Raw genomic sequence first — 22,015 nt, 5'->3', positions numbered from 1 at the left:
CCGGGGGCGACGCCGGGCCCCGCAGCGCCGGACGGTGGCCCTCGGAGGACGACGCCCTGGGAATACCGAGCGCCCGAACCCCACCGACGGATCCGCTACGCGAACAGGCGGCGAGACGAGGCGGAGCCGCGTGGCGTCCAGGTCGCGAACCGTTCAAGATGCCGCGGAAGGTGCGACCGACGGAGCGCTGGTGCTGACCCCGCCCGCGGCGCGGCAGCGCACCACCGAGCCGTCGGGCGGACCGACCTCATTGACAGGTGTTCATCATGGGGATGTTCGACTGGTATACGCCGGTGCCGCAGCTCGCTTGCCCCAGGTGTGGGACCATGGTCGACGGCTGGCAGGGAAAGGACGGTCCCTGCGGCCTGTTCGAATGGGTGCAGGGGATGCCTTCACCGCCGCGGCAACACGTCGACGAGGAATGCGCCATACCGGCGTCTGACCGGGAGCGCTTCCGGCTGCCCGCGCACTTCGAGATCTATACCGAGTGTGAGCTCTGCCGCGCCTGGATGGAGGCCGAGGGCTCGTGTGAGGGCGACGTGTGGAGCCGCATCGAGCTCGTCGGAGCGACCCGACCGAGGTCGGGGTAGTGTCGGAAGAGTATCTCGCTGAGCTCAGGCGCGGTCTTCCCTGAAAAACCCGCGCAGGGATTGCGCGACGAGCTCGGGGCTCCCTCCCCGATCGGCGTTCCAGGGAGCCTCGTGACCGACGCCTTCAAGCTCTGTGCGCTGGCCCCTGGGGAGGATCGTCTCCAGCGCATCGAGGGCGTTCTTCAGGTACCTCGGGCTCTTCGTGCCTCCGAGCAGGAGGATCTCGGCTTCGACGGCCTTGAACGAGGTGATGCTTCCTCCCCTGTCGACGACCATCTTGAAATCGAAGCGCATCGCCGGGAGCAACTCGCGCACCGGCGCGTACCGCCCTGAGCCCCTCCTGTCGTCCAGGCGGAGAAATCCCCTCGTCGCCAGCGTGAGCAGCGGGCGCGGGACCACAGCGAGGAACCCCGGGGCGAGACGCACGATGTTGCTTACCGTGACGAGCGCCGAGGCCAGCTGCCCGCGGCGGATCTCGTCGTTGAAGCGAGCGATCTCATCGAGGGGCACTCCCTCGAGATAAAACGGGGGCTCGTAGACCGCCGCCTTGCGGATGGAAGGCAAGGCGCGGGCGGCCTCGAGCGTGATGATCGCTCCCGAGCTGAGCCCGAACACGAGCCGGGCGCCGCTTCGTGAGAGGAGGCCCTCGAGATCCTCGACCTCTCTCTCGATGGAGTGCCCGGCGTCGTACTCCCGCGGGCTCATGCCCCGCCCCCGCCGGTCAGGGAGGTAGACCGTGAAGTCGTTGGCCAAGGCCCTCGCGAGCTGGTCGTAGTTGGCGGCGGTCCCCATCGCTCCTTGCACCAGGATGACGCCGGGACCTCGGCCGATCCGGCGGTAGCCGATCGTGGTGCCGTCCCTGGAGGTCACGGCGCCCGCCGCGTAGGGTTCCTTCGATGTCGAAGAGCGGCCCACTCGGCCGCTTCGTGCTTCCGTCACCATCGCGCGCTCCTTCCCGGCCCTCTGTGACACGGCGGCCGATGAACCAGGCTCGCGCAGCGCCGGCGAGGGCTCCTCGTCCCGCCTGCTCCCGTGCAACATGCATCCATGGGCTTCTAGCTGCTCAGCTGCTTCATCTGCGCGAGCATCTGATCGACCGGCTTGCTGAGCTGCTTGAGGATGAAGCCCGGCGCGATCCGGCTCATGAGCTTGGAGACGTTCGCGAAGCCGACGCGGATCTCCAGGCGGTCTCTCTCGATCCCCTTCAGGGCCTCATCGACGAGCTTCGCGACGCTCATGAGCGGCGTGCCCCGGAGCTCGTCGGCGAACGTGTGGTTCAGGGGCGTGTCCACCGCCGGAGGCGCCAGCTCGAAGACCCTGACGTTCGTCTGCTTGAGCTGGACGCGCAGCGACTGCGTGAACGAGTGGATCCCCGCCTTCGCCGCGCCGTAGATCGGGGCGATCGGGTAAGGGTTGAAGGCGAGCCCCGACGACACGTTGACGATCGCCGCGCGGGGCTGGGCCTTGAGGTGCGGGAGAAACTGCATCACCATCCGGATCGAGCCGCTCAGGTTGATCTCGATCTCCTCCGTGATGCCCTGGAGATCGGCGCCGAAGGTCTGCAGGTTGACCTTGCGCATGATCCCTGCGTTGTTGATGAGGACGTTCATCGCGGGGAAGTCCTTCATCACGTGCTCGTGGAGGGCCGCAATCGCCTGCGGGTCTCGCACGTCGCTCCGGACGGTCCGTAGCCCAGGCAGCCTCCGCCGCGCGGCGTCGAGCGCGCCTTGGTCGCGGCCTGTCACGATGACCGTGTTGCCGCGGCGGAGGAGCTGCGACGCGAGCTCGAAGCCGATGCCGCCGCTTCCACCTGTGATGAGGATGGTGTTGCCTTGGAGTTTCATGATTGGACCTCTGTCTCGAGCTCCGAGGGAGCGTTCACGCGTTCGACGCCTCCGCCGGCGCCGCGACCCACGGAAAGGAGTACGGCGGAGCAAACAGAAATGCTAATGGATAGTCGTGATGGGGAACATAAACGATGGTTATGGTCGCGATCTCGATCTGAACCTGCTCCGCGTGTTCGTGGTGGTCGCGGAGGAAGGGAGCCTCACGCGCGCTGCGTCGCGCCTCTACGTGACGCAGCCGGCCGTGAGCGCCTCGATGCGGAGGCTCGCGACCTTCGTCGGCGCAGAGCTCATCACCCGTCAGGGTCGCGGCGTCGCGCTGACGACGCGCGGCGCCGAGCTGCTCGCGGCGGCGCGCGCGCACCTCACGCCGCTCATCGCCGCCGCGACGGCGGCGCCGCGCTTCGATCCGAAGCTCTCGACCGCCACGATCCGGTTCGGGCTCGCCGACGGGCTAGAATCCGTGATCCTCCCGAGGTTGATAGCCCGGCTCCGCGCCGAGGCGCCGCGCATGCAGTTCATCGTGCTGCCCGTGCAGTTCCGGACCGTCGAGGAGAGCCTGCTCTCGAGCAAGATCGACTTCGCCGTCACCGTGGCGGACGAGCTGCCGAAATCCATCCTCCGCCAGCCGCTCACCGCACACCCGAGCGGGCCGAAGGCGTTCGTTTGCCTGTACGACGCGCGCTTCACCAGGCTCCCTCGCCCGCTCACCGAGCGCGCTTACTTCGCCCAGGAGCATATCGTCGTCTCGTACGCCGGCGACACGCGAGGCATCGTGGAAGACGCGCTGGGCAAAGCCAGGACGGTCCGCGTCTCCGTGCACTCCTTCGGCTACATCGCGGATCTCATCGAGGGCTCTTCCCTCGTGGCCACGGTGCCGTCGCTGCTCGCTGACCACCTCATCCGGGCGCGATCGCATCTGCGCGCGATCCCCGTGCCGTTCTCTCTCAAGGGCGCGCGGCTCGAGCTCTTGTGGTCGCGCGCCACCGACGACGATCCGGCAGGGCGGTTCGTCCGCGACATCGTGGCGAACGTCGTCGGATCGCTGCAGGGAAGAGCGCAAAGCCGTTCGCCCGCTCCGGCGCGGTGAAGCGCACGCGGTGAAGGGCGTCGATCGCTCGCAGGCTGGCTGTGAGGCGCAGGTCGACGCGCTCTCGAGCGTCCACCTGAAGGGCGTCTTCTTCCTCTCGCAGAAGCTCCTGCCGCTCGCTGCGCCCCCGAGATGGGCTGGCCGAACGCATCGTGAGCCCACCGGATCCACCCGAGGTCACTCTTTGACACCTGACAGGGCTTCGTCCGGCGTGAGCTCTGTCCGCGCGATCACGCGTTTCTTGCCTGACGACCTGCTCAACCTGCGCGTGGACGCCCCGCTCGTGGTGAGGCGACGGGTCCCCAGCCACGGGGCGGAGTGACCCGACCGAGGTTGGGGCAACCAAGCCACGATCGGTGGCTCCATGTTCTCCAGCTCGTCGTACGGCTGCCGGAGGCCCGCGGAGCTCCCGGCCGGGGCGGTGCGCTGGAGGCTGGCAGCTGGATGCGCAGGGGCGCTGTGCGCCGCGATGGTCTACTCGTGGACGGCGGCGTAGCGCCCGCTGGGCGTGACGATGACGATGACGATGACGTGGGCCGTGAGCGGGACGTGTAGCTCCGCGGAGAAATGGCGCAGCTCCTGGGTCATCGCTTCGTCCTCGCGGGTCGGCGTGGAATCGCCGCTGGGGCAGTTGTGGGCGAGGACGAGGCAGAAGGCCGCCATGTCCAGCACGGTGCGCAGGACGGTCGCGGCGTCGATGGTGAGGACGTCGACGCCACCGCGGGTGAGCAGGCGCGTCTCGCGGACGCGGCCGTGCCTGTCGAGCGCTGCGGTCCAGAGCTCCTCGTGGACCAGGGACGCCAGCCTCGGGCCGAAATAACGCGCCACGCGGGCGGCGTCGGTGAGGAGCGCTCCTCGGCGCGCGGGCAGCGTGGTAGCGGCCGACGAGCTCGAAGGCGGCGTATCGCGGGAGGAAGCGGCTCCTGCAGCGGATAAGCACCTCCGGTGGCGTCGCCCGTCAGGTCGGCGGGCTGGAATGAAGAGGGGTCCGGCGAGCCTTCCAAACCTGCTGAAAATCAATGCGCCGCGTCAATTACCAGAGAGTGATTCTTAGCGGATAGCGCGAAGAAGCACCGGTACGTCGGTGTGGTTGTCGTACACGAGGAGCCGAACTCCGGCGTCGTCGAGCTTCTTACGCCGATGGGGCGGCAGAGGGTCGCGCAGGAGCGCGAAGTGCTGCGGCGGCTGCCCTCCAGCCAGCGCCCGAGTTGCGCCGAGGGTCTGTTCGAGATCGTCATCGATGAGCCCGTAGCCGACGAAGAGGATCGGGTACGCGCGGAATATCGCCTCGAAGATCGCGCGGTGCTGCGGCCGCCCGAAGGTCGCCTGGTCGTACTGGTCGCGCGTGAACACCCAAGTGCTGCGATCGAGGCGAGTGCCGTGAAGCTTTAGGATGTACTCCCGGCGCTGCGCCAGGTCGCCGGTGGGAGCCGTGAGCGTGGGCCAAGCGCCCAGGAAGGCTCTCTCCATGATACTGTCTAGGTTGGTGGTAATGACGGCCCGGAGCTTCGGCCTCAGCTCAGCGATCGCAGCAGCGACATCGGGGACCACCAATTTGCTGTCGTCCACGGCGTTCTCCACCGCCAGGTTGAACTCATGCTCGCCGAGCGCGAGCTTTGCTGCAGAGAGGGCGTCAACAAGCTGCCCCTTGCGGATCAGGTCGCCTACCTCGGCGAGCACTTGCTGCGGCTTGCCCTCGCTTTGGAGGCGCCTCCGCAGCCGTTTAGCGAGCCTGGGCCAGTCGTCGAGGCCGGCAGCCGCCGGAACCCCCGCGCCCACGAAGACGACGAGATTTCCTGTGCTATAGGCGGCACGAAGATCACGCTGGATGTCGGGGGACGGAGGCATGGAGCCTACGGTAGCATGGTCGCCGCTCCCGCGCAGCGCGTCATTCGGGGCCCGCGACCTTGACGTCGCAGCACCTCGGCGCTGAACTTGCAGTTCATGGTCATGGCCGAGGATCCCACGCTGGAGGAGTTGAAGGAGGCCCTTCGTGCCGGGGGCCTGGTGCTCGTCGTGGGCGAGGGGATCTCCGAGGCGGCCGGGGTTGGAGGGCGCAGGCGCCTTGTCGCGCTTCTCGTTGAGCACGCCCGAGCCGGCGGTGTCGCAGAGCCGACGCTGGCGGAGGTCGAGGCACTGGCGTCGAGGGACAGGCTCATCGACGCGCTCTCGGCCCTGGAGGCGGCGCTCGGCGCCAACGAGTTCGGCGTAGCCATGGAAGGCCACCTGAATGACCGCGACCTCGTGCTGCCCGAGGTCATCGGCGCCATTGGCGCCATCGCTCCCGGTATACGCGCGATCCTAACGACCAACGTTGACCAGTTGATCGAGCGGGCCACCGGCAGCCAAATCCCATCGCTCACGAAAGCAACGGGGGACCTAGCCCAGCGACGAAGCGGCTTCATCCTCAAACTGCACGGCACGCTCATCGACCGCTCCACATGGGTCTTTACTCGGCAGCAACACGATGCTGTGTATGCGGATCAGGCTTTCAAGCAGGTCTTCAGCGCACTCTTCCTCTCCAGCACTATGCTCTTCGTGGGCTGCGAACTCACGGAAGACGTCTTCGAAGAGCTTCTCCGCCAAGCCCGCGCGCTGCTCGCCGATCAGCCGCCTCGCCACTTCGCGCTCATGGTGGAGGATCCCGGCAAAGCGCACCAGCGCAGGATGCTCGCCAAGGCGGGCGTGAAGGTGATCTCGTACGAAAACAGGGACGGCAAGCACGACGAGGTCGCGCGCATCCTGCGCAAGCTCGCCGCAGCCGCTCTCGATCTTAAGCGCTTCTGGCCGAATGCAATCGCCGTCACGACTCCCCCACCCTTGGAAAGCCATCACGTCCGCCGATCCGACATCATCGCACGGATCGTGCAGATGAACCGGAGCAAAGCCATTGAGATCGTCGGGATCTCCGGCTCCGGCAAGACGAGCCTGGCAACAGAAACGGTCGAGCACCTCCAGTTGTCCGATCCGGATCGCGCCGTTTACTATGTAGAAGTTAGAAACGAAGACCGACTCCGGAACGTGCTGGTCGGAGTCACCTTCGAGCTCCATCGCACCGGCTTCGGCGCTGCGTTCGGCCTTGCAATCCGCTCCGACGTGGCCGAGGAGCAGGTAATCCGCGACGTCGCACGTGCGCTGGGAGCATGCGAGCGGTCCATCCTGCTTGTGGTGGATCTGGTGGAGGGCACCTGCAATCCAGGGTTCGCGCGGCATCTTGCCGCCTTTGTCCGCTCTATCGCCTCTCCTCGGACCTGCATCGCGATCTTCGGCCAAGAGCAAGCCCTTCGTGATCTCACTCCTTTGGAGCGAAAGGAAATTGGCGTCGAGCACCTCGATGTCCGCGGATTCCACTTCCAAGAGTTTGTGAGGCTCGTGAGCCATTTTCATACCAGCACCGATCGTACCGCGCTACACGACATCTACCATCGTATTACCGCTGGACGCTCGGGCTATCTCTCCGCCTCCCTCGCGCACGCTCTCGCGCGCGCCGAGTCCCTCGAGAAGATGGCGGAGATTTCAGCGTCGCCCGCGGACACCATGTTGAGCCGCGCCGAGCAAGAGCGCTTTGGCAGGGTGTCCCCGGCAGCACTGCCAGCCGCGGAGAGGCTCGTATGCTTCCTGCTCCCCTTCCGGCAAGATGACGCGCAAGCCATCTTTCCCGATGAAAATATCGCGCTTGCGGTGCGCGAACTGCGCACGCTCGGGCTGTTGCGGCAGCGTGACGCGGAGCGATTCGAGATGCTCGAGACCGTACGCGCGGGTCTCGAGCTTCTGCTCGGAACAGGCACGCGCCGACGCGCTCATGAAGCCATTGCGACATGGTGTCGCGAGCGAGGCTTACTGACGGCGGAGATCCTGCACCTAGGTAAGGCCGGAAAGCAGGACGATGCCCATAAGCGGGCGCGAGACGCGTTCCTCACAGGCGAGCACTGGGAAGCGCTCGCGGAGTATGTCACGGAGCATCACGTTATCTCGGCGCCGGAGGTGATCGGTCTGCTGGTACGAGATACGCTTCCAAATAACGCGTACCTGCTGCCCGGCATCCTTCGCAAGCTCGGCAACGCAAGCGCGGCCGAAGATCTGCTCCGGCAGGTGCGCCAGCAGCAGGAGCGCTTCGACAAAGACTATCAGTGGGCATGGAAAATGGTAGAGGCGATCCTCTACTGCGACGGTACCAAGCTCTACGATTTACTCCAGTTCGCGCTGGAATCCGACCTCAAGCACGGCGATAGGCACACGAGACTCGGCTGGATCCGAACTGGAGCGCGCCGAGCCGAGGTGCGAATAGACTCGCGAATCATCGAGCTATTTGGTCACCAGCCTCCAGCAAAGAGGCTACACATGCTCCCAACATTGCTCTTCGACAGGCGACGAGAGATCCTGAAAGAAGCCTTCCAGTTTCTCGTCTCGTACGAAGAGCCCATCGACTGGCGCCGCCTCGGGGAGTTCGTCACACCGGAAATTCCTCTTCTTATGGAAGAGCCGACCGATGTCGTCGAGTTCCTGGCCTCGCTGCCCGAAGTCGAGCCTTCGGCAATGATTGTGGCCCGTTCCGCGCTCCTGGGCCCCTTCTCCGGATTCGTCTGGTCGCAACGCCGTATCTTGCGGGAACAGTGCATCAAGCTCCTTCAGGCGAGCGCCGAAGAAGAGAGCATTTTGGAGAGCGCCATTCGCGTATTGCTATTCTTGGCTGAGCCTTCTCTTCTTGCGCTCTGTGAGCCCTTGCTCGTGCGAAAAAGTCGACTTGGCACCTTCGCCAAGTTAATCCCTGCGTTCGTTCCAACCCTTATCGATAAGCAGACATACGAGAAGAAACTGCTTGATCCCAACCGCGACATCAATGAGCGCATAGGCGACATCACCGTCTTAGCTGCGGCTGGCGCAGACGTAGGAAAGCTCCTCTCCAGGCTGCGCGAATCCGATCCCGATTCCAAGCGGGTGGAATTTTTCGAGTTTTTAGCGCTGATGGAATGCGCGGTGAATCCGTTCGAGGAAGCGATTCCGTTGCTCGAAGAACAGTTGTCAAGAGCGGACAGCGAGAAGGCACAATTATTTGTCCCTCTCGTTATGAAACTCGGTACCCTTCCTCTATCGAGTTCGCTAAATATGCTTCTTCGAGTCATCTCTCACCCGGAACCGAGAATTCGCCTGTGTGGTGCAATTACGCTTTGTACCCGACGCTCACGTCGAGCGCTCCCCAGACTTCTAGAATGCTGCGCTGAGGAAATGGACGATGGAGTTGCGCAATCGATGGCTGTGGCGGCGATCGCTAGCGGACCGCGCTCCTCGTCGGGATTCGAGACCCTGTGGACGACGTTGCCCAATGGATCGCTTTGGCGGTGTATTCTTGCCACAAGGCTGCGTGATGCCTCTGCGAGCGAGCATCTTATCGCGTGTGCAACGGATCCAACGAACCACTGGCAGCTCCGGAGAGCAGCGATTTTGGCAGCGGGCAGGCTCCCCTATGAGGCCGCGCTCGAGAGGATAGCACCGGTAGTTTTACAGGAGCGCTCGCCGTTTCACATTGATCAGGATTACAGGTTGCTCGCTCACTCCGTTATATCCGTCCTCACACTCGAGGAAGCCCCGGGGATGTTTAAGCGCTTCGTCGCTGGAAAGGAACGTTTTGTCAAACTCTTCGGCGACATCTTCGAGGACTGCTGGCGAGAGAGCGACTCTCGTAACGATGGAGTTCCCACTGGGAAGGATGCAGCAAGCTGGCTTTTTACTCGACTCCTGCATCATGGATGGCCGCACAATAACAACGCGCCAGATCTAGTGATTTGGGAATTGAACATTCCTATCCTTCATGCAGCGGTGCTGCGGGCTCTACGGTTATGCGGGAAGACAGAGCTCATCGAAGAGCAGATTTCTATCGCATATCATCCGTGGCTCTTGATGAAGTGCATTAAGGAGCGGACCGCGGTGGAAATTCTCGAACCCGCAGTCGTGGACAGACTCGAAGCGCTCGCGGCGGCGTCACCGTGGAATGGAAGTCCATTCGTCGCGAACATCTTTCGAAGCATAAGATTTCGATTGCCAGTTCGAAAAGCCTGGGCAGAGGAAACCCTCCCTATGGCACAACAATCGCCGAATGTCGTGGGGACATCTGTTCAATACCCGGACGTCGTTAGAGCGCTGACCGATGAGAATTTCCATTTCGATCCCAAGCCGCCGCTCGTCTTGACGGATCTCGCGACCGACGAGCAGAAGCATCTCGCCCTCCTGCTCGACACCAGCATGGACTATACCTATGTGCCGCAGCTTCCGTCGGAACCAAAACTCCAATTCTTGCGGGGCGGCTATACGATCGGCAGTGGGCACCCGAGCCAGATAGATAATCGCAGTAGGCTGCGGGCCGCACTGCGACCTGCAGTAGCCGCAGCGAACCGGTTTCAGAGCGCCATTCCGTGGCACCGCGAACTCCTCCATGATGCAGGGTACGTCCAAAGCTTCATTGACTGCCTGGCCGCTCAAAATGACATCGATCGATTTTATGATGAACTGAACGAGCACGCAGATTTGCTCATACCGGTGCTCAGTGATATCAGCCGACTGAACCCCGTACTCAAGTTCATGGACGCCCGCATGGTTCCATTCCTCGAACGTTACTCAGGCTCAGGGACTGATGCGTTCTTCGAAGTGCTATGCGCTATGGCGCGCCGAATCGAGGGACCGGAGATCGATCCGGTACTCGCAGCGCTGCTGTACCGATGGGTCCAGCGGTTCGATCACAGGGCAAAGAAAGTTCAACACCGCGACAATGCCCCGCTCTGGCGTGGACTGGACCACCTGAGCCTGCATCCCCGGTTCGTGCTCATCCCCGGTTATGAGAGTCAATTGTCGATCGTGATGAATACGCCAAACGATTGGTGGAGAAAGAACCAGATTGTAAGGATTCTCGAGAAGAGTCCGCGCGCATACGCCGAGATCGAGTGCCTGCTCATGAAGACGGCCAGTTTCGAGCACCACTTTGAGGACGAAGTGGACAGACTCGACGACGCGGCTGATCGCCTGTTCCATCAGCTACTCGACAACAATTCTGAACACGACGACAAGGACACGAGGGGCGGGAGTACCATTTGCGCACCGTCTCAAATGATGGCAGTCGTTTCCAGCGGCTGCGACGAACCCCAATCGATGCAAGAAAATATCGAGGTAGGTGAGTCAAAGACAACCGTATTTGATATTCTGGATGGCTGGGGCCTACTGAAGGAAGACGTGAACCTGCGAGGCTACAGCATGAAGAACTGGCGAGCGTTGTCGCATGCCGTAGAGCGTATCTATGGGCCGTTGCCCGAGCCTGCACGCGGCTCCGTCCATTTCGGCCTGTTCGAGAGCACAGCACTTCTCGAAAGACGATTACCTGCAGCTACACTCGTGAATCCGCTGCTAGTATATGAACGAGTGTGGCTTCCGGATCCGGTCTTCTCGTTCTTCTCGCACGAGGCAAGTGAGGCATGGAGATGCCTGCCGGAGTCGGGCTCGACCTATTTCACTGGTAGGAAGAGCATCCGCACTTCGTGGAACACGTTGTGGACCGCTCCCGCTGATACTCGCAAAGCGCTGATTCTCGAACATCTGCCGAAGCTTCTCGATGGACTCCGTCAACTGCGCCCATTGATTGAGGTCGGCGCGGTTGGTTTGGTTCCATGGGAGTCTGTATTCTTTCCTCGCCGCGCCGAGTTCAAGAGCGTAGTCAGCGAGCTTCGCGACGCGAAGCCAGTTGTCGATGCAACGACGAAGCTTGATCAGGATGCATACAACTTGGGGCATAGGCTCGGGGCCATCGGGATCAGCCTGAGTGAGGACCAACCTAACTTCAAGCTCAAGAAGGGTGATAAGCTGCACTTTGAGGACAAGACTCACGTGATTCTCCTGGGATTGCTTCACGCGCGGATTTGCTCGGCGCTTGGTGCATCTTTTTTGCCCAACCTAGAGGGAGACAGAGCTGTCTATGATGTCCTGAAGGGCATCGGACGGAGGAGTTCTCTGGCGCCTCAGGCTATTTCCTTGCCTAATCTCGAGAACGCTCAGTGGGACGAGATCATCGCTATTCGACGAGACTCTGCGACGCTTGCTGAGATTCGCTGCGTGTTGAAGGACGCGAGCACGATCGTAGACGCAAGTGGGATTTCTGTGATCCAATCACGCCTCGAAGAGTCGACCTGCAAGCTGAAGGAAGATTTCTCGCTGTGGAAACAGGCTGGGTGGACGACGACCGACGCGACTGTGTTAGTAGCTATTGGCGCTGATTCGGGCCTGGCGTCCGGCTCGCATCTCTCCGGTATTAGTGCCGGCACCCTCGCCCAAACCGCAGCCTTAATTTCATCAGCGGCTCGCTCCGACAAAGACGCCGAGCAAAGAGGAGCAGTCCCGATTTCTGAGATCCTTGTTCGTTTCACCAGTAAACCCTGAACTGTCTCGACAAAGGTATCTGCGCGATCGTTCGATGAAGTCGGCTGGACATGCTGGCCCTCCAGGCGGTATGCCAAGCTCATGCGTGGGGCCCGCAGGAGCCGGAGCAGCCGTGTCCTGCTCTTCAATTCCGGGCACCTCCCTCGAGTTGTCACGCCGTGTGACCTGCGTGCGCCCCGACACCAGGGCACGGGCTCGACGAGAGTGGCGCTCGAGGTTGCGCGATACTTCCGCGAGCCTTGAAGCAATCTCCGGCGGCGACCCGACCCACCTGGAGAGACGTGTGACGCTCGCCCGCTGGGCGCCTGGCTACACGCAGCGTGTTGTTCGTGGCTATCTGCCCGACAGGGCCCCAACCAGCCGCTTGGCCAGGTCGCCTTTCGGCTCCACCCGCACGCGCTCCAGCCCCAGCCACGCGGCCATGGTCCGCAGCTCGCCTGCCAGCCGCTCCGGCGTCTGCGCGCCCGCCAAGGGCTCGCCGTGGCTTGCCTGCACGAGCAGCACGCCCGCCTTGCGATCGGCCTTCAGGTCCACCCGCGCGGTGATCGCGTCGCCCTCGAGGAACGGCAGCACGTAGTAACCGTGGGTCCGCTTCTCCGCGGGGGTGTAGATCTCGAGCCGCACCCGCACGCCGAACATCCGCTCGGTGCGCTCGCGGAACCAGATCAGGTTGTCGAAGGGCGAGAGGAGGGCGCAGGCCTCGATCCGCCGCGGCCGCCGGGCGGCGGGATCGAGGAAGGCCGGCTCCCGCCAGCCCTTCACGCCCACGGGGATCAGCTCACCGGCCTCAACGAGCTCGGTGACCCGCGCCTTCGTCTCGGCGACCCCCATGCGGAAATGGTCCCGCAGGTCCCGCTCGGTCGCCACGCCTAGGGCCCGGGCGGCGATGCGGATCAACGCGCGCTGGGCGTCCTCGCGCGCGGGCGTCGGCGCCTCGATCACCGCCCTGGGCAGGACCTTCTCCGGCAGGTCATACACCCTCTCGAAGGTCCCCCGCCGGGTGGCGGTCGTCAGCTCGCCGCTCCAGAACAGGCACTCGGCCGCCCGCTTGGCGTCGCTCCAGCCCCACCAGCCGCCCGGCCCCTTCTTGCCGATCTCGAGCTCGGAGGCGGCCAGCGGCCCGCGCTCGCGGATCTGCTCCAGCGCCTGGTCCGCCATCGGCCGATGCTCGCGCAGAAAGCGCGCCACACCCTTCCAGACGCCCGCCCCGTCGCGCGCGTCGGCCATCCGCCAGCGCAGCAGCGGCTGGGTGGCGAGCGGCAGCAGCGACGCCTCGTGCGCCCAGTACTCGAACAGCGGCCGCTTGCTCGCCCACGCGAGCGCCTCGAGCATCGGCCGCGGATAGGCCCCCAGCCGCGAGAAGGCCGGCAGGTAATGGGTGCGCGAGACGACGTTGACGCTGTCGATCTGCACCACGCCCAGCCGCTCGATCAGCCGGGTCAACTGCTGCTTCGTCGTCGCCGGCCCGGGTCGCTCCGCCCGGAAGCCCTGCGCCGCCAGCGCGATGCGCCGGGCCTCCGCCGCCGACAGGGTGTCCTTCATCCGCGCCTTCCGTCCGTCGAGGCCGCACCCTAGCTGGCCCTGCTCACTTGGCAACAGATCATCGACCTCCGGACATCTGATCCCTGGCCGGGCGCTGGCGCGAGATCGGGTCGATCGCGCGCCAGCGCACCGCGGCCAACAGCTAACGTCCGGCGCCCGCTCAGCAGCGCCAGCAGATGACCCCGTAGTCCCCCGCCGTTCCGCAGCACAGCTTCAGGCCAGGGGCATTGGGGCGATCGGAGCGCGCGGCGGTGCTCATCAGAGAGGTGTCGTCGGCGCCGGTCACGTCACCACCGGAGCACGCCGCATCGTCCGCAGCGCCGCCGAGGTCCGCCGAGGCGTCCACGGCGGTGGACTCGAGCTGCACGCCGCTCGCGGCGGAGGTCGGGCCGGTCTCGGCCGCCGAGGTCGCGGTGACGGCAAAGGCGGCGAGCATGAGGGGGAGAGAGCAGAGCGCGAATCGGATCGTCTTCATGGTCATTGTCTCTTTCGGGCCTCGTGGCCCACGTGAAGGCGCCAGGGGCGCCGGCCGAGCACAGCCCGCTGCGGGCAGAAGCGCCAACAGAAAGGCGTCTCCCCGCGCCGCAGCGGTGAGCGGTACGCCCGCGAGCGCCCCGTAGGGCGCTGCTTTCGGCGTTGGCGGCGAGGAGATGCCACCTCTACGCGGCAGCGGGCGCGTGGTTTCACGGAAGCTCATCCTCCGGTCGTTCGTGCTCTCTTTCGCGCAGGGGCGGCGTGTCGCCGACGAAAACTGCTGACGAAGCGCGGCCACCGGACCCGGACGGGGGCGCCCCGGGTCGGGCGGCCGTCGCGTGGCGCCGGGGCGTCTCTGACGACCCGGCGTGGAGCGGCTTCGCATGGCACGCCGTTACTCCCGAGCGCTCCGGAATCTTCCTCTCTCCAGCCTCAACCCTCCATCGGCCGCTGCGCTCTTGGGACGGATGGAACCGCCTTTCTCCGCCTGGACTCATCGCTCGCCGGCCACCCGTATACCGGGTGACGAGCCAGGGTCGCCCGAGGTACACTTCGTCCCATGAAGCTCGCCATCGACCTGTCGCCCGCGCAAGCCGACCGCCTCCAGGAACGCGCAAAGAGCCTCGGCTTGCAGCCGGAAGAGCTGGCGCGGGCCGCCGTGGCGGATCTGCTGACGACGCCGGACGACGAGTTTCGCGCTGCAGCCGAGGTTGTCCTCGTGAAGAACGCAGAGCTGTACAGGCGGCTCGCCTGACCGTGCGCTACTTGACCTTGGCGGAGGTCTTCTTCCTCCACGAGCGGGTTCTTGCGGCGAGCGGTGGCGCCGCAGGCGTTCGCGACCTCCGCGCCGTCGAGGCTGCTGTGGCCCAGCCGAAGGCGACCTTCGGAGGTGAGGAGCTCTATCCTACCGTGATCGCCAAGGCAGCAACTCTCTGCTTCTCGCTCGTGCAAGGCCACCCGTTCATCGACGGTAACAAGCGTGTCGGTCATGCGGCGATGGAAGTCTTCGTGATGCTGAACGGCTGCTCCCTCGATGCCCACGTCGATGATCAAGAGCGCATCATGCTCTCGCTTGCTTCCGGCGCGCTCTCACGAGACGAGCTCCTCGCCTGGCTCGAACAGCATGTCCGGCGGCGGGAGCCCTCCGTCTAACCACGGCCAGACGCACGCGGCGATCACCCGAGCTTCACGCGGAGGCCCGCTCGATGAGGTCGGCGGCGACGGCCGTTCCATCCACCGCCACGGCGCCCGCGCTCGCGGCCGCGCGGGCGGCGACCCCGTGGTCGAGGGCGCCCTCCAGCGCGGCCAGAAGGGACTCCGCGCTCAGCGCACCACGGGCCACGGACGTCCCGAGCCCGAGCGCCCGGACGCGCGACGCCCAGTAGGGCTGATCGGCGAACATCGGGACGATCACCTGCGGGACGCCCGCGCGCGCCGCCGTCGTGGTCGTGCCCGCCCCGCCGTGGTGCACCACCGCGGCGACCCTCGGGAACAGGGCCTGCTGGTTGACGTCGCCGATCGCGATGCCGTCGGGGGCGTCGTCGACGAGACCGAGCTCGGCCCACCCCTGCGACAGCACGACCCGGCGCCCCGCCGCCCGCACGGCCTCGATGACGACACGGCCCGTCTGCGGGTCGACAGGCATGCTGCCAAAGCCGATGTAGACGGGCGGCTCGCCGGCGGCGAGGAACGCTTCCAGCTCGGGGACGAGCGGCGCCTGGTCGGGGAGGAGCCAGGCTCCCGTCTGCGTGACCTGAAGGCCGGGCGTCGCCGGCAGCGGCCCAAGGACCGAGTCCACCGCGAGCCACGGCGCCTTGCCCAGGACGTGGCTGAAGACGTCGCTCAGCGGACCCAGGCCGAGGCGCTCTCGGTTGGCGTTGAGCCGCTCGAGGAGGCGCTCGTTCCAGCTCCGCGATTCGTCCTGCCAGCGCCGGAGGTTCGATTCCGGGTCGCCCCCGGGCTCCCCGCCGGGCGCGTGGTCCGGCGACGGCAGGGCCACCGGCGCGTACAGGGCGACCACGGACGGGATGCCCAGCCGCTCCGCGATGGACCGCGCGGCGTACTGGTGCGCTCCGCCGGCCACGATCACGTCGCATCCCTCGGCGGCCGACGCGGTCGCGTCGAACTGGTCTCTCGCGAGGTGATCGACCAGCGCGCGGACCTGCTCCGGCGTCGGCGGGGCGGCCGGCGCGGCGGCCCCGCTCGGTTGCCGCATCGCGATTCCGATCGGGGTCGCCGTGAAGCCCATGCCGCCCACCAAGCCGATGAAGTTCGGCGGGACGCACAACCTCACATGGTGCCCCCGACGCCGCATCTCGACGGCCAAGGCCACCACGGGTTGCACGTCACCGCGAGTCCCCACTCCCGTCAGCAATACCCGCATCGTCTCTCTCCCTTCCACCACGCGGACCGCGTGGATGACGGAGGCGACGATGGCACCGGAGACGCGTTTTTTCATCGTATCAACGCCAGAGTTCCGGTATACATGCTGAGACGGGAGGCAGGGCGAGACGCCCATACCACGGATCATCCGTTCAGGCCCAGACGGCCGGAGCCTCCTGGAGCTGAGTCGGCTCGTCGAGCCGTGTGAGCGGAAGGTGCTCTCCTCCTCGGCGAGGGAGCAGGTGAATCCTTGTACGCCCGACCAAGGCGATAGCCGATCTCCGCAGGGCTGCGAGCGGGCTCGGCCTCGGCGCACGCGGGGCGCGGAATGCATCTTGTACCGCCCTGGTCCATGGGCGACGAGGCTGCGCATCCTGGTGACGCAGCGGGGGCCGCGGCGCTCCCGCTGAGCGAGGCGACGAGCGAAGCAGGCGTGGGCGGGCGCCCTGTCGATGCGTGGCTCGAGGAGCTCTTGTCCCGCGCGGTGCGCCGCTACAACCGGCGGCCTCGCCCCGCGAGCATCGCGGCGTCGACCGGCGTGACGGAGTCGACCGACGCGCGCGCGGTCATCCGGCGCGCCTGCATCCGCTCGGCGCTCGCGGGCGGCGCGACCGGGGCGCTCTCGACCGGCGCGGCGGTGGCCACGGCCGAGACCAACGGGCTCGGCGGGCTCGTCGCCATCCCTGCGGCCATGCTCGCGATCGGCGGTGAGACGGTGCTCCGGCTGCTCCTGCACGTGCAGATGCTCTGCGAGCTCGCGGATCTCTTCGGGCTCCGGTTCGATCCGGACGAGCCGGCCGACGTGTGGGCGCTGCTCGCCCTCGCGTTCGGCGTCGTGGAGCACCCCCAGGACACGGACGATCCAGCGGGCGTGCTCGTGCGCTCGGCGCGCGGGCGCGGCTCGGATGTGGCGAAGCAGCTCGCGGCGCGGCTCGCCGGCGAGAGCGTGGCGCGCAACCTGGTGCCCGTGCTCTCGGTCGCCTCGTCGTCGATCACGAGCTGGGTAGTCACGCGGCGCCTCGGGGATACCGCGCGTCGATACCTGCGTTACCGGCGCGCGCTCGACGAGGCGCTCTGCGACGAGACGCTGCGCCCGCACCTCGATCGGCTGTTCGACGGGCTCTGGTTCATCTTCACCGCCGACGGCCGCCTCACGCCGGAAGAGTCCGCGCTGCTCGCGGCCGTGCTGCGGCGGCTGCCGGCCCCGGCGCGCGCTGGCCTGAACGAGCGCCTCGCCGACGACATCACCTGGATCGAGCGCCTCCGCGGCGTGCCGGAGGGCGCGCGCGCCCCGCTGCTGCGCGCGCTCGAGATCGCGGCGGCCGTGGACAAGGTCGCGTCGCTGCGGGAGCGGAGGCTCCTCGTCCACGCCGCGGCGGCGCTCGGCCTCCGCGTCGACGAGGGCGGGCTCGCTCGGATGATCCGCGAGTTCGAGGAGATCGGCACCCTCGGCGTCGCCGCGTAGCACGGGCCATAGCTCTACTGCGGCAAGTCGGCCGGGGAAGCGAACCGCCAGACCGCCAAGGGCGCCAAGAAACCCGGGGAACAGGGGGGAATGCCGGGACGGCCCCCTTCCCCCTCTCCCCTTGGCGTCCTCGGCGGCCTGGCGGTTATTCTGCTGATCGGGGGCAACTTCGCGCAGTAGAGCTAGCGCGCCGGCCAGGGAATCATGAAATGGTCGAGCGCGGCGGCCTCTCTGCCGCCCCTGGGGAGCCCATGGACCTCGACGGCGAGGCCCTCCGGGGCGGGCGCGATCAACAGAAAATGAAATGGGCGGAGCGCCGCCCCGCGGGCGAGATCGTCGGGGTGGCGGCGGGCCGCGCCCCGAGCGAGCGCGGCCCGTGGGCCGCCGCCTCCGCCAGCCACGATGAACAGCTTCGCGCCGCGCTGGAAGCGCTCGTGGTTGTGCACGTGACCGCTGATCAGCGCCAGCGCCTTCCGGGAGCCGTGGAAGGGCGGGACGATGTGGCGCTGCACGTGGGGCTCGTCGCCCGTCACCGTGCTGTTCGTGTAGGGCGGATGGTGCGCGAGCACCAGCGCCGCGCGCGCCGAGGGATCGGCGTCGAGGCGGCGTAGCGCGCCCTCGTACCATCGGATCTGGGCGTCCCACGCCGCGGGGGTGAGCTCGTCGATGTTGCTGTCGAGGACCACGACGCGGATGGGGCCATAGGCGACCTCGTACCAGTGGCGCCCGCCGAGGTGCGGGAAACGCGCGAGGAGGTGGCGCGCGCCGTCGCGGCCGCCCCAGTACTCATGGTTGCCGAACGCCGCGAACACCGGGATCCCGGCGGCGCGCACCGGCGCCATCAGGGCGTCGAAATCGGACCAGTGCCGCGCCGAGCCGCCGTCGAACACCAGATCGCCGATCACGAACACGGCGTCGGGGCGAGCGGCGGCGAGCGCCTGCACCAGCGCAGCGCGCTCGGGATCGTTCGACTCGCGCCAGAACTCCAGGTACGAGGTGCGCTGCAGATCGGCGATGACGGCGATGCGGCCGCTCGTGGTCGGGAGCGGCACATCGAGGCTCCCCGCGAAGCGGCGCGGCGCGGGGAGCGGCGCGCACGCGGCGAGCAGTGCGCTCGCGGCGGCGAGCAGCGCGGCCGGGAGGACCCGCCTGCTCACGGCCCTTGCGATCGGCGAAGGGCGGGTCGGCCCCCCAGAAAGACGCCGACGAGGACGCCGAGGTATGCGCCTGCATGGAGCCCCCAGCAGACGAGGTATCTCGTGGCGGCGCCGCGGGACCACACACCGAGGCTCGCCTCGCGCACGCCGAACGGGTCGAGCGCCGCCATGACGGCCGGGCAGAGCGCGAGCGCCGCGGCGAGCGCCGCCATCATCCTGACCAGCCAGGCGCGCCACGAGAACCGGTCGCTGCGCGCGGCACGGAGGAGGCCCACGCCCGCGACGAGGGCGCCGAGCGGCAGACCTCCCCGGAACCCCGTCCACGCGACCGCGAGCCGGAACGGCAAGCTCGACGCGGCGAGGCCCTTGCCGTCGAGGAAATACTCGGGAGAGATCGTGGCGGTGACCTGATCGAAGAGCGCGCCACAGGCGCCCGCGGCCAGCGCGCCAGCGAGGATGGCCAGGTACTCACGAAGACGGGAGGGCGAGGCGGGTGGGTTAGGCCGCACGACGCCCACGATACGACGAGCGGGGGCGATCGCGACAAGCTTGCCGGGCGATCGATCTCGGCCTACAGAGCGCTCCCCGCTCGGAAGCGCACGACGGACCGGCGACAAACGAGCAGAGATATTCCAACACATTGGCGTGGGATCCGACATGCGGGAGGCTCCGTTGCACGCTGCTCTTCGGGCGCGGCCCGCCATCGAGCAGCTCCTCGGTCGCAGGGGCCGGACGTTCGACGAATGGCTGGAACGCCACGTGAAAGCGTTCCAGCAGGGCGCGGCGGCAGATCGCCAAGGAGGAGAGGGCATGGCAACGAGAACGACCAGGATCCTCGTCATCGGCAAGAGGGCAGATATCCTCGAGCGGAGTGTGGCAGCGCTGAACAAGCAGGGGCACTCGGCTGTCGGCACCTTGAGCGCATCGCCGGACACGGAGTTCCACGCCGGCGACTTCGACCTCGTCACGATCGGCGGCGGCGTGGACGCCGCCACCCGGGCGCGCCTCCACGCGCGCTTCAAGGAGCAGAACAAGGACGTCATGGTGCTGGACGTGTACGCCCCGATCGCCAGCCAGCAGATCGCCTGGGCGCTCAGGAGATCTTCCGTCGAGGGCGAGCTCGGGAGCGCCTTCTCGGTGACGGAGGCCGATGACGCCTTCGTCGCCCGCGCGACGATCGCGCGCGCCTGCACGCTGCGCCTCGACATCTACAGCTACCCCGGCGGCGCCCTGGAGCCGGAGGTCGCGCGCGTCGCCGACACCGCCGTCCCCCAGGGAACACACGAGTTCAGGATCGAGAAGGAGCTCGCGCGTGGCGGGTTCATGGCGGTGCTGACCTTGAACGGCGAGGAGCACCACCTGCACCGCCTGCAGCAGCACCCGGGCTGAGCCGCGCGGCGCGGAACGATCACCTGACGATGAGCGCTCTACATGGCTTCTCCAAGGCCCTCTCCGCGCCGGCCCAGCGCTCGCGCGTCCTACAGCGCGCGCAGGACTGCCGGCACAGGGTGACACCACGGTCATGCGCGACACGGGCGGGACCCACGAGAACCTCGCGGCGGTCAGGCGAGTCGCGATCGGCACGGTATCTGCACACCGGCGCAGCGTCTGTACGCGCCTGTGCGGAGCTGACCCGCGCCGGGTCGCTCGAGGAGGAACTTCGATGCCTTATGCTCGTTTCACCGCGTTGACTCTCGCCGTCCTGGGAGGCCTTGGCGCTCTCGGTATCTCCCGTCCAAGCTCTGCCTGCACGCTTGCGTCGGACGGGCGCTTCTTATCCGGGGTGTCCGGCATCATCCCGCTCGACGGGGTCATCGCGGGCTGGGTCAGTTGCTACACCAACTGTCCGGAGAGCGCGCCCAAGCTTCTGGTGAAGGACAAGGACACGGGCGAGGCCGTCAGCGGCACCCAAGAGGAGGTCGCCGACGTCGCCGTCGGCGGCGTTATCGCCGGCGAGCGCGAGAGCTTGCTCGCATTTCGCCCCGCGGTGCCGCTCGTCGACGGCCACACCTACCAGATCGCGCTCGAGGGTCAGGACGTCAGCGCCGGCATCCTGGAGATCTACGCCAGCGCCGCTGTCGACATGGACGTGGGCGCCATCCCTGTCCAGAGCAGCGTCCTCGTGCAAGAGCGCTGGCACGGCAAGACGAGCTGCTGCGCCGTCGATAAGCTCCCGGGAAGCTGCGGTCCTCAGGAGAACTGCGTGGCGGAGGAAATGGAGCGTTACGTCACCCTCTTCGTCAGTGTGAGCAGGGGGGTGAACGACGGCGTGAGCCAGTATGTGCAAATCGTCACCTTCTCGAGTCCGGACGGCGAGGAGCTCGGCAAGAATACGGTCTGGAACGAGCTCCCGAGCCACGCGTACGACGTCGCGGCCACGGAGTACTGCTACCAGATCACGTACAGGAGCCTCATCGACGGCACGACCGTCGAGAAGGAGCGCACCTGCGTTCCGCACGGCGACGCGGGCGAGACGGCCGTCTTCCCGGCCGACCCCACGGAGATCGATGTGCTCATCGACGAGTGCCCTTCTCCGCCCGAGGGCTTCGAGGAGGCCTGGTGCAGCGCGAGACCGGCGTACTGCGAAGTGTACCCCGACCGCTGCGCCGACGATGACGTGAGCTCCTGCGAGGACTACGGGATGGGTGCCGGTGGCTCGGGGGGATCTGGGGCGGGCGGTGGCGCGGCCACTCCGGACGACCCGGATGGCGAGCACGACAGCGCCGGCTGCTCGGTCAGCGCGGGCAGCGCGGGCCGCGGCGCCTCGTCGGGCTGGACGCTGCCCGCCATCGGGCTCGCGCTGTCCCTCGCGAGCCGCGCGCGGCGGCGTCGCGATCGCCGCTGACCGGTCCAGGCGTACCGTCGCAGTCGACCCGGCGCAACGCGACGTGCGTCGAGCGCAGTCGGCGCGCTCCGCGAAGTGGATGCAGCAGCGACGGACATGCAATTCCATGCCTTCTTGCGCCCTTGCGTCCTTGCGCCTTTGCGTTGAAATTCTCCTCCTCGCCGCGCGCCAGATCCCCGCCGGGATCGCTGGCGCGCGACCCACCCCT

The 22,015-nt window shown here is 66.7% G+C and carries 16 protein-coding genes and 1 pseudogene; 8 read left to right on the top strand and 9 right to left on the bottom strand.

From position 1 onward, the window contains the following. The first annotated feature begins 266 nt into the window (after nt 1-266). Entirely contained in the window at nt 267-590 is a 324-nt protein-coding gene (locus WMF11_RS49750; protein ID WP_437975770.1) for a hypothetical protein, read from the top strand. 24 nt (nt 591-614) lie between these two features. Here the strand turns inward: WMF11_RS49750 and WMF11_RS49745 are convergent, their stop codons facing one another. Further along, a complete protein-coding gene (locus tag WMF11_RS49745) occupies nt 615-1,505 on the bottom strand; it encodes an alpha/beta fold hydrolase (RefSeq protein ID WP_437975769.1) in 891 nt (296 codons plus the stop codon). 140 nt (nt 1,506-1,645) lie between these two features. Then, nucleotides 1,646-2,434: an SDR family oxidoreductase gene (locus WMF11_RS49740; protein WP_437975768.1), complete on the bottom strand. Its 789-nt coding sequence runs from the start codon at nt 2,432-2,434 to the stop codon at nt 1,646-1,648. Nucleotides 2,435-2,552: 118 nt separating this feature from the next. Here WMF11_RS49740 and WMF11_RS49735 point away from each other — a divergent pair, with 118 nt between their 5' ends. After that, nucleotides 2,553-3,524, top strand: a complete 972-nt coding sequence (locus WMF11_RS49735) for a LysR family transcriptional regulator (RefSeq protein WP_437975767.1) — start codon at nt 2,553-2,555, stop codon at nt 3,522-3,524. Nucleotides 3,525-3,998: 474 nt separating this feature from the next. Here WMF11_RS49735 and WMF11_RS49730 read toward each other — a convergent pair. Together WMF11_RS49730 and WMF11_RS49725 are read right to left on the bottom strand one after the other, a co-directional pair. Beyond that, nucleotides 3,999-4,425: pseudogene (locus tag WMF11_RS49730) on the bottom strand (JAB domain-containing protein); the annotation flags it as partial. Between the two features lie 149 nt (nt 4,426-4,574). After that, a complete protein-coding gene (locus WMF11_RS49725; protein ID WP_437975766.1) occupies nt 4,575-5,372 on the bottom strand; it encodes an SIR2 family NAD-dependent protein deacylase in 798 nt (265 codons plus the stop codon). A 96-nt stretch (nt 5,373-5,468) separates the two neighbouring features. Between WMF11_RS49725 and WMF11_RS49720 the strand changes: the two genes are divergently transcribed. After that, nucleotides 5,469-11,942, top strand: a complete 6,474-nt coding sequence (locus WMF11_RS49720) for an SIR2 family protein (protein ID WP_437979411.1) — start codon at nt 5,469-5,471, stop codon at nt 11,940-11,942. Between the two features lie 333 nt (nt 11,943-12,275). Here WMF11_RS49720 and WMF11_RS49715 read toward each other — a convergent pair whose 3' ends face one another. Both WMF11_RS49715 and WMF11_RS49710 read right to left on the bottom strand, forming a co-directional pair. Then, a complete protein-coding gene (locus WMF11_RS49715; RefSeq protein ID WP_437975765.1) occupies nt 12,276-13,484 on the bottom strand; it encodes a winged helix-turn-helix domain-containing protein in 1,209 nt (402 codons plus the stop codon). Between the two features lie 160 nt (nt 13,485-13,644). Continuing rightward, nucleotides 13,645-13,959 (bottom strand): hypothetical protein, encoded by a 315-nt coding sequence (locus WMF11_RS49710; protein ID WP_437906053.1) that lies wholly within the window; start codon nt 13,957-13,959, stop codon nt 13,645-13,647. A 558-nt stretch (nt 13,960-14,517) separates the two neighbouring features. Here WMF11_RS49710 and WMF11_RS49705 point away from each other — a divergent pair. Beyond that, nucleotides 14,518-14,712, top strand: a complete 195-nt coding sequence (locus WMF11_RS49705) for a DNA-binding protein (RefSeq protein ID WP_437906052.1) — start codon at nt 14,518-14,520, stop codon at nt 14,710-14,712. 2 nt (nt 14,713-14,714) lie between these two features. Further along, complete coding sequence (locus WMF11_RS49700) at nt 14,715-15,110, top strand: type II toxin-antitoxin system death-on-curing family toxin (RefSeq protein ID WP_437975764.1); 396 nt, start codon at nt 14,715-14,717, stop codon at nt 15,108-15,110. A gap of 34 nt (nt 15,111-15,144) precedes the next feature. Here WMF11_RS49700 and WMF11_RS49695 read toward each other — a convergent pair whose 3' ends face one another. Continuing rightward, a complete protein-coding gene (locus WMF11_RS49695; protein ID WP_437975763.1) occupies nt 15,145-16,341 on the bottom strand; it encodes a glycosyltransferase in 1,197 nt (398 codons plus the stop codon). 351 nt (nt 16,342-16,692) lie between these two features. Here WMF11_RS49695 and WMF11_RS49690 point away from each other — a divergent pair, with 351 nt between their 5' ends. Beyond that, the gene (locus WMF11_RS49690; RefSeq protein WP_437975762.1) at nt 16,693-17,805 is read left to right on the top strand and encodes a hypothetical protein; all 1,113 of its coding nucleotides are present in this window, start codon (nt 16,693-16,695) and stop codon (nt 17,803-17,805) included. A 182-nt stretch (nt 17,806-17,987) separates the two neighbouring features. Here WMF11_RS49690 and WMF11_RS49685 read toward each other — a convergent pair whose 3' ends face one another. Both WMF11_RS49685 and WMF11_RS49680 read right to left on the bottom strand, forming a co-directional pair. Beyond that, entirely contained in the window at nt 17,988-18,962 is a 975-nt protein-coding gene (locus WMF11_RS49685; RefSeq protein WP_437975761.1) for a metallophosphoesterase family protein, read from the bottom strand. Further along, entirely contained in the window at nt 18,959-19,471 is a 513-nt protein-coding gene (locus tag WMF11_RS49680) for a hypothetical protein (protein WP_437975760.1), read from the bottom strand. Before WMF11_RS49680 ends, WMF11_RS49685 begins: the two co-directional genes overlap by 4 nt. A 301-nt stretch (nt 19,472-19,772) precedes the next feature. Between WMF11_RS49680 and WMF11_RS49675 the strand changes: the two genes are divergently transcribed. Next, a complete protein-coding gene (locus tag WMF11_RS49675; RefSeq protein WP_437975759.1) occupies nt 19,773-20,351 on the top strand; it encodes a hypothetical protein in 579 nt (192 codons plus the stop codon). Nucleotides 20,352-20,745: 394 nt separating this feature from the next. Next, nucleotides 20,746-21,807, top strand: coding sequence for a hypothetical protein (locus WMF11_RS49670; RefSeq protein WP_437975758.1), 1,062 nt, complete (start codon nt 20,746-20,748; stop codon nt 21,805-21,807). The last annotated feature ends 208 nt before the right edge of the window (nt 21,808-22,015 follow it).

This window comes from Sorangium sp. So ce295 (assembly GCF_051527405.1).
Classification (GTDB): domain Bacteria; phylum Myxococcota_A; class Polyangia; order Polyangiales; family Polyangiaceae; genus Sorangium; species Sorangium cellulosum_B.
This window is presented reverse-complemented; position numbering and strand designations above follow the sequence as displayed.

Bases quoted from the DNA above. Each gene is read 5' to 3' on its own strand.
- WMF11_RS49690 (WP_437975762.1), top strand. From the start codon at position 16,693: ATGGGCGACGAGGCTGCGCATCCTGGTGACGCAGCGGGGGCCGCGGCG.
- WMF11_RS49675 (WP_437975759.1), top strand. From the start codon at position 19,773: ATGGCAACGAGAACGACCAGGATCCTCGTCATCGGCAAGAGGGCAGAT.
- WMF11_RS49705 (WP_437906052.1), top strand. From the start codon at position 14,518: ATGAAGCTCGCCATCGACCTGTCGCCCGCGCAAGCCGACCGCCTCCAG.
- WMF11_RS49715 (WP_437975765.1), bottom strand. From the start codon at position 13,484: ATGAAGGACACCCTGTCGGCGGCGGAGGCCCGGCGCATCGCGCTGGCG.
- WMF11_RS49710 (WP_437906053.1), bottom strand. From the start codon at position 13,959: ATGAAGACGATCCGATTCGCGCTCTGCTCTCTCCCCCTCATGCTCGCC.
- WMF11_RS49720 (WP_437979411.1), top strand. From the start codon at position 5,469: ATGGTCATGGCCGAGGATCCCACGCTGGAGGAGTTGAAGGAGGCCCTT.
- WMF11_RS49735 (WP_437975767.1), top strand. From the start codon at position 2,553: ATGGGGAACATAAACGATGGTTATGGTCGCGATCTCGATCTGAACCTG.
- WMF11_RS49740 (WP_437975768.1), bottom strand. From the start codon at position 2,434: ATGAAACTCCAAGGCAACACCATCCTCATCACAGGTGGAAGCGGCGGC.
- WMF11_RS49725 (WP_437975766.1), bottom strand. From the start codon at position 5,372: ATGCCTCCGTCCCCCGACATCCAGCGTGATCTTCGTGCCGCCTATAGC.
- WMF11_RS49750 (WP_437975770.1), top strand. From the start codon at position 267: ATGGGGATGTTCGACTGGTATACGCCGGTGCCGCAGCTCGCTTGCCCC.
- WMF11_RS49695 (WP_437975763.1), bottom strand. From the start codon at position 16,341: ATGCGGGTATTGCTGACGGGAGTGGGGACTCGCGGTGACGTGCAACCC.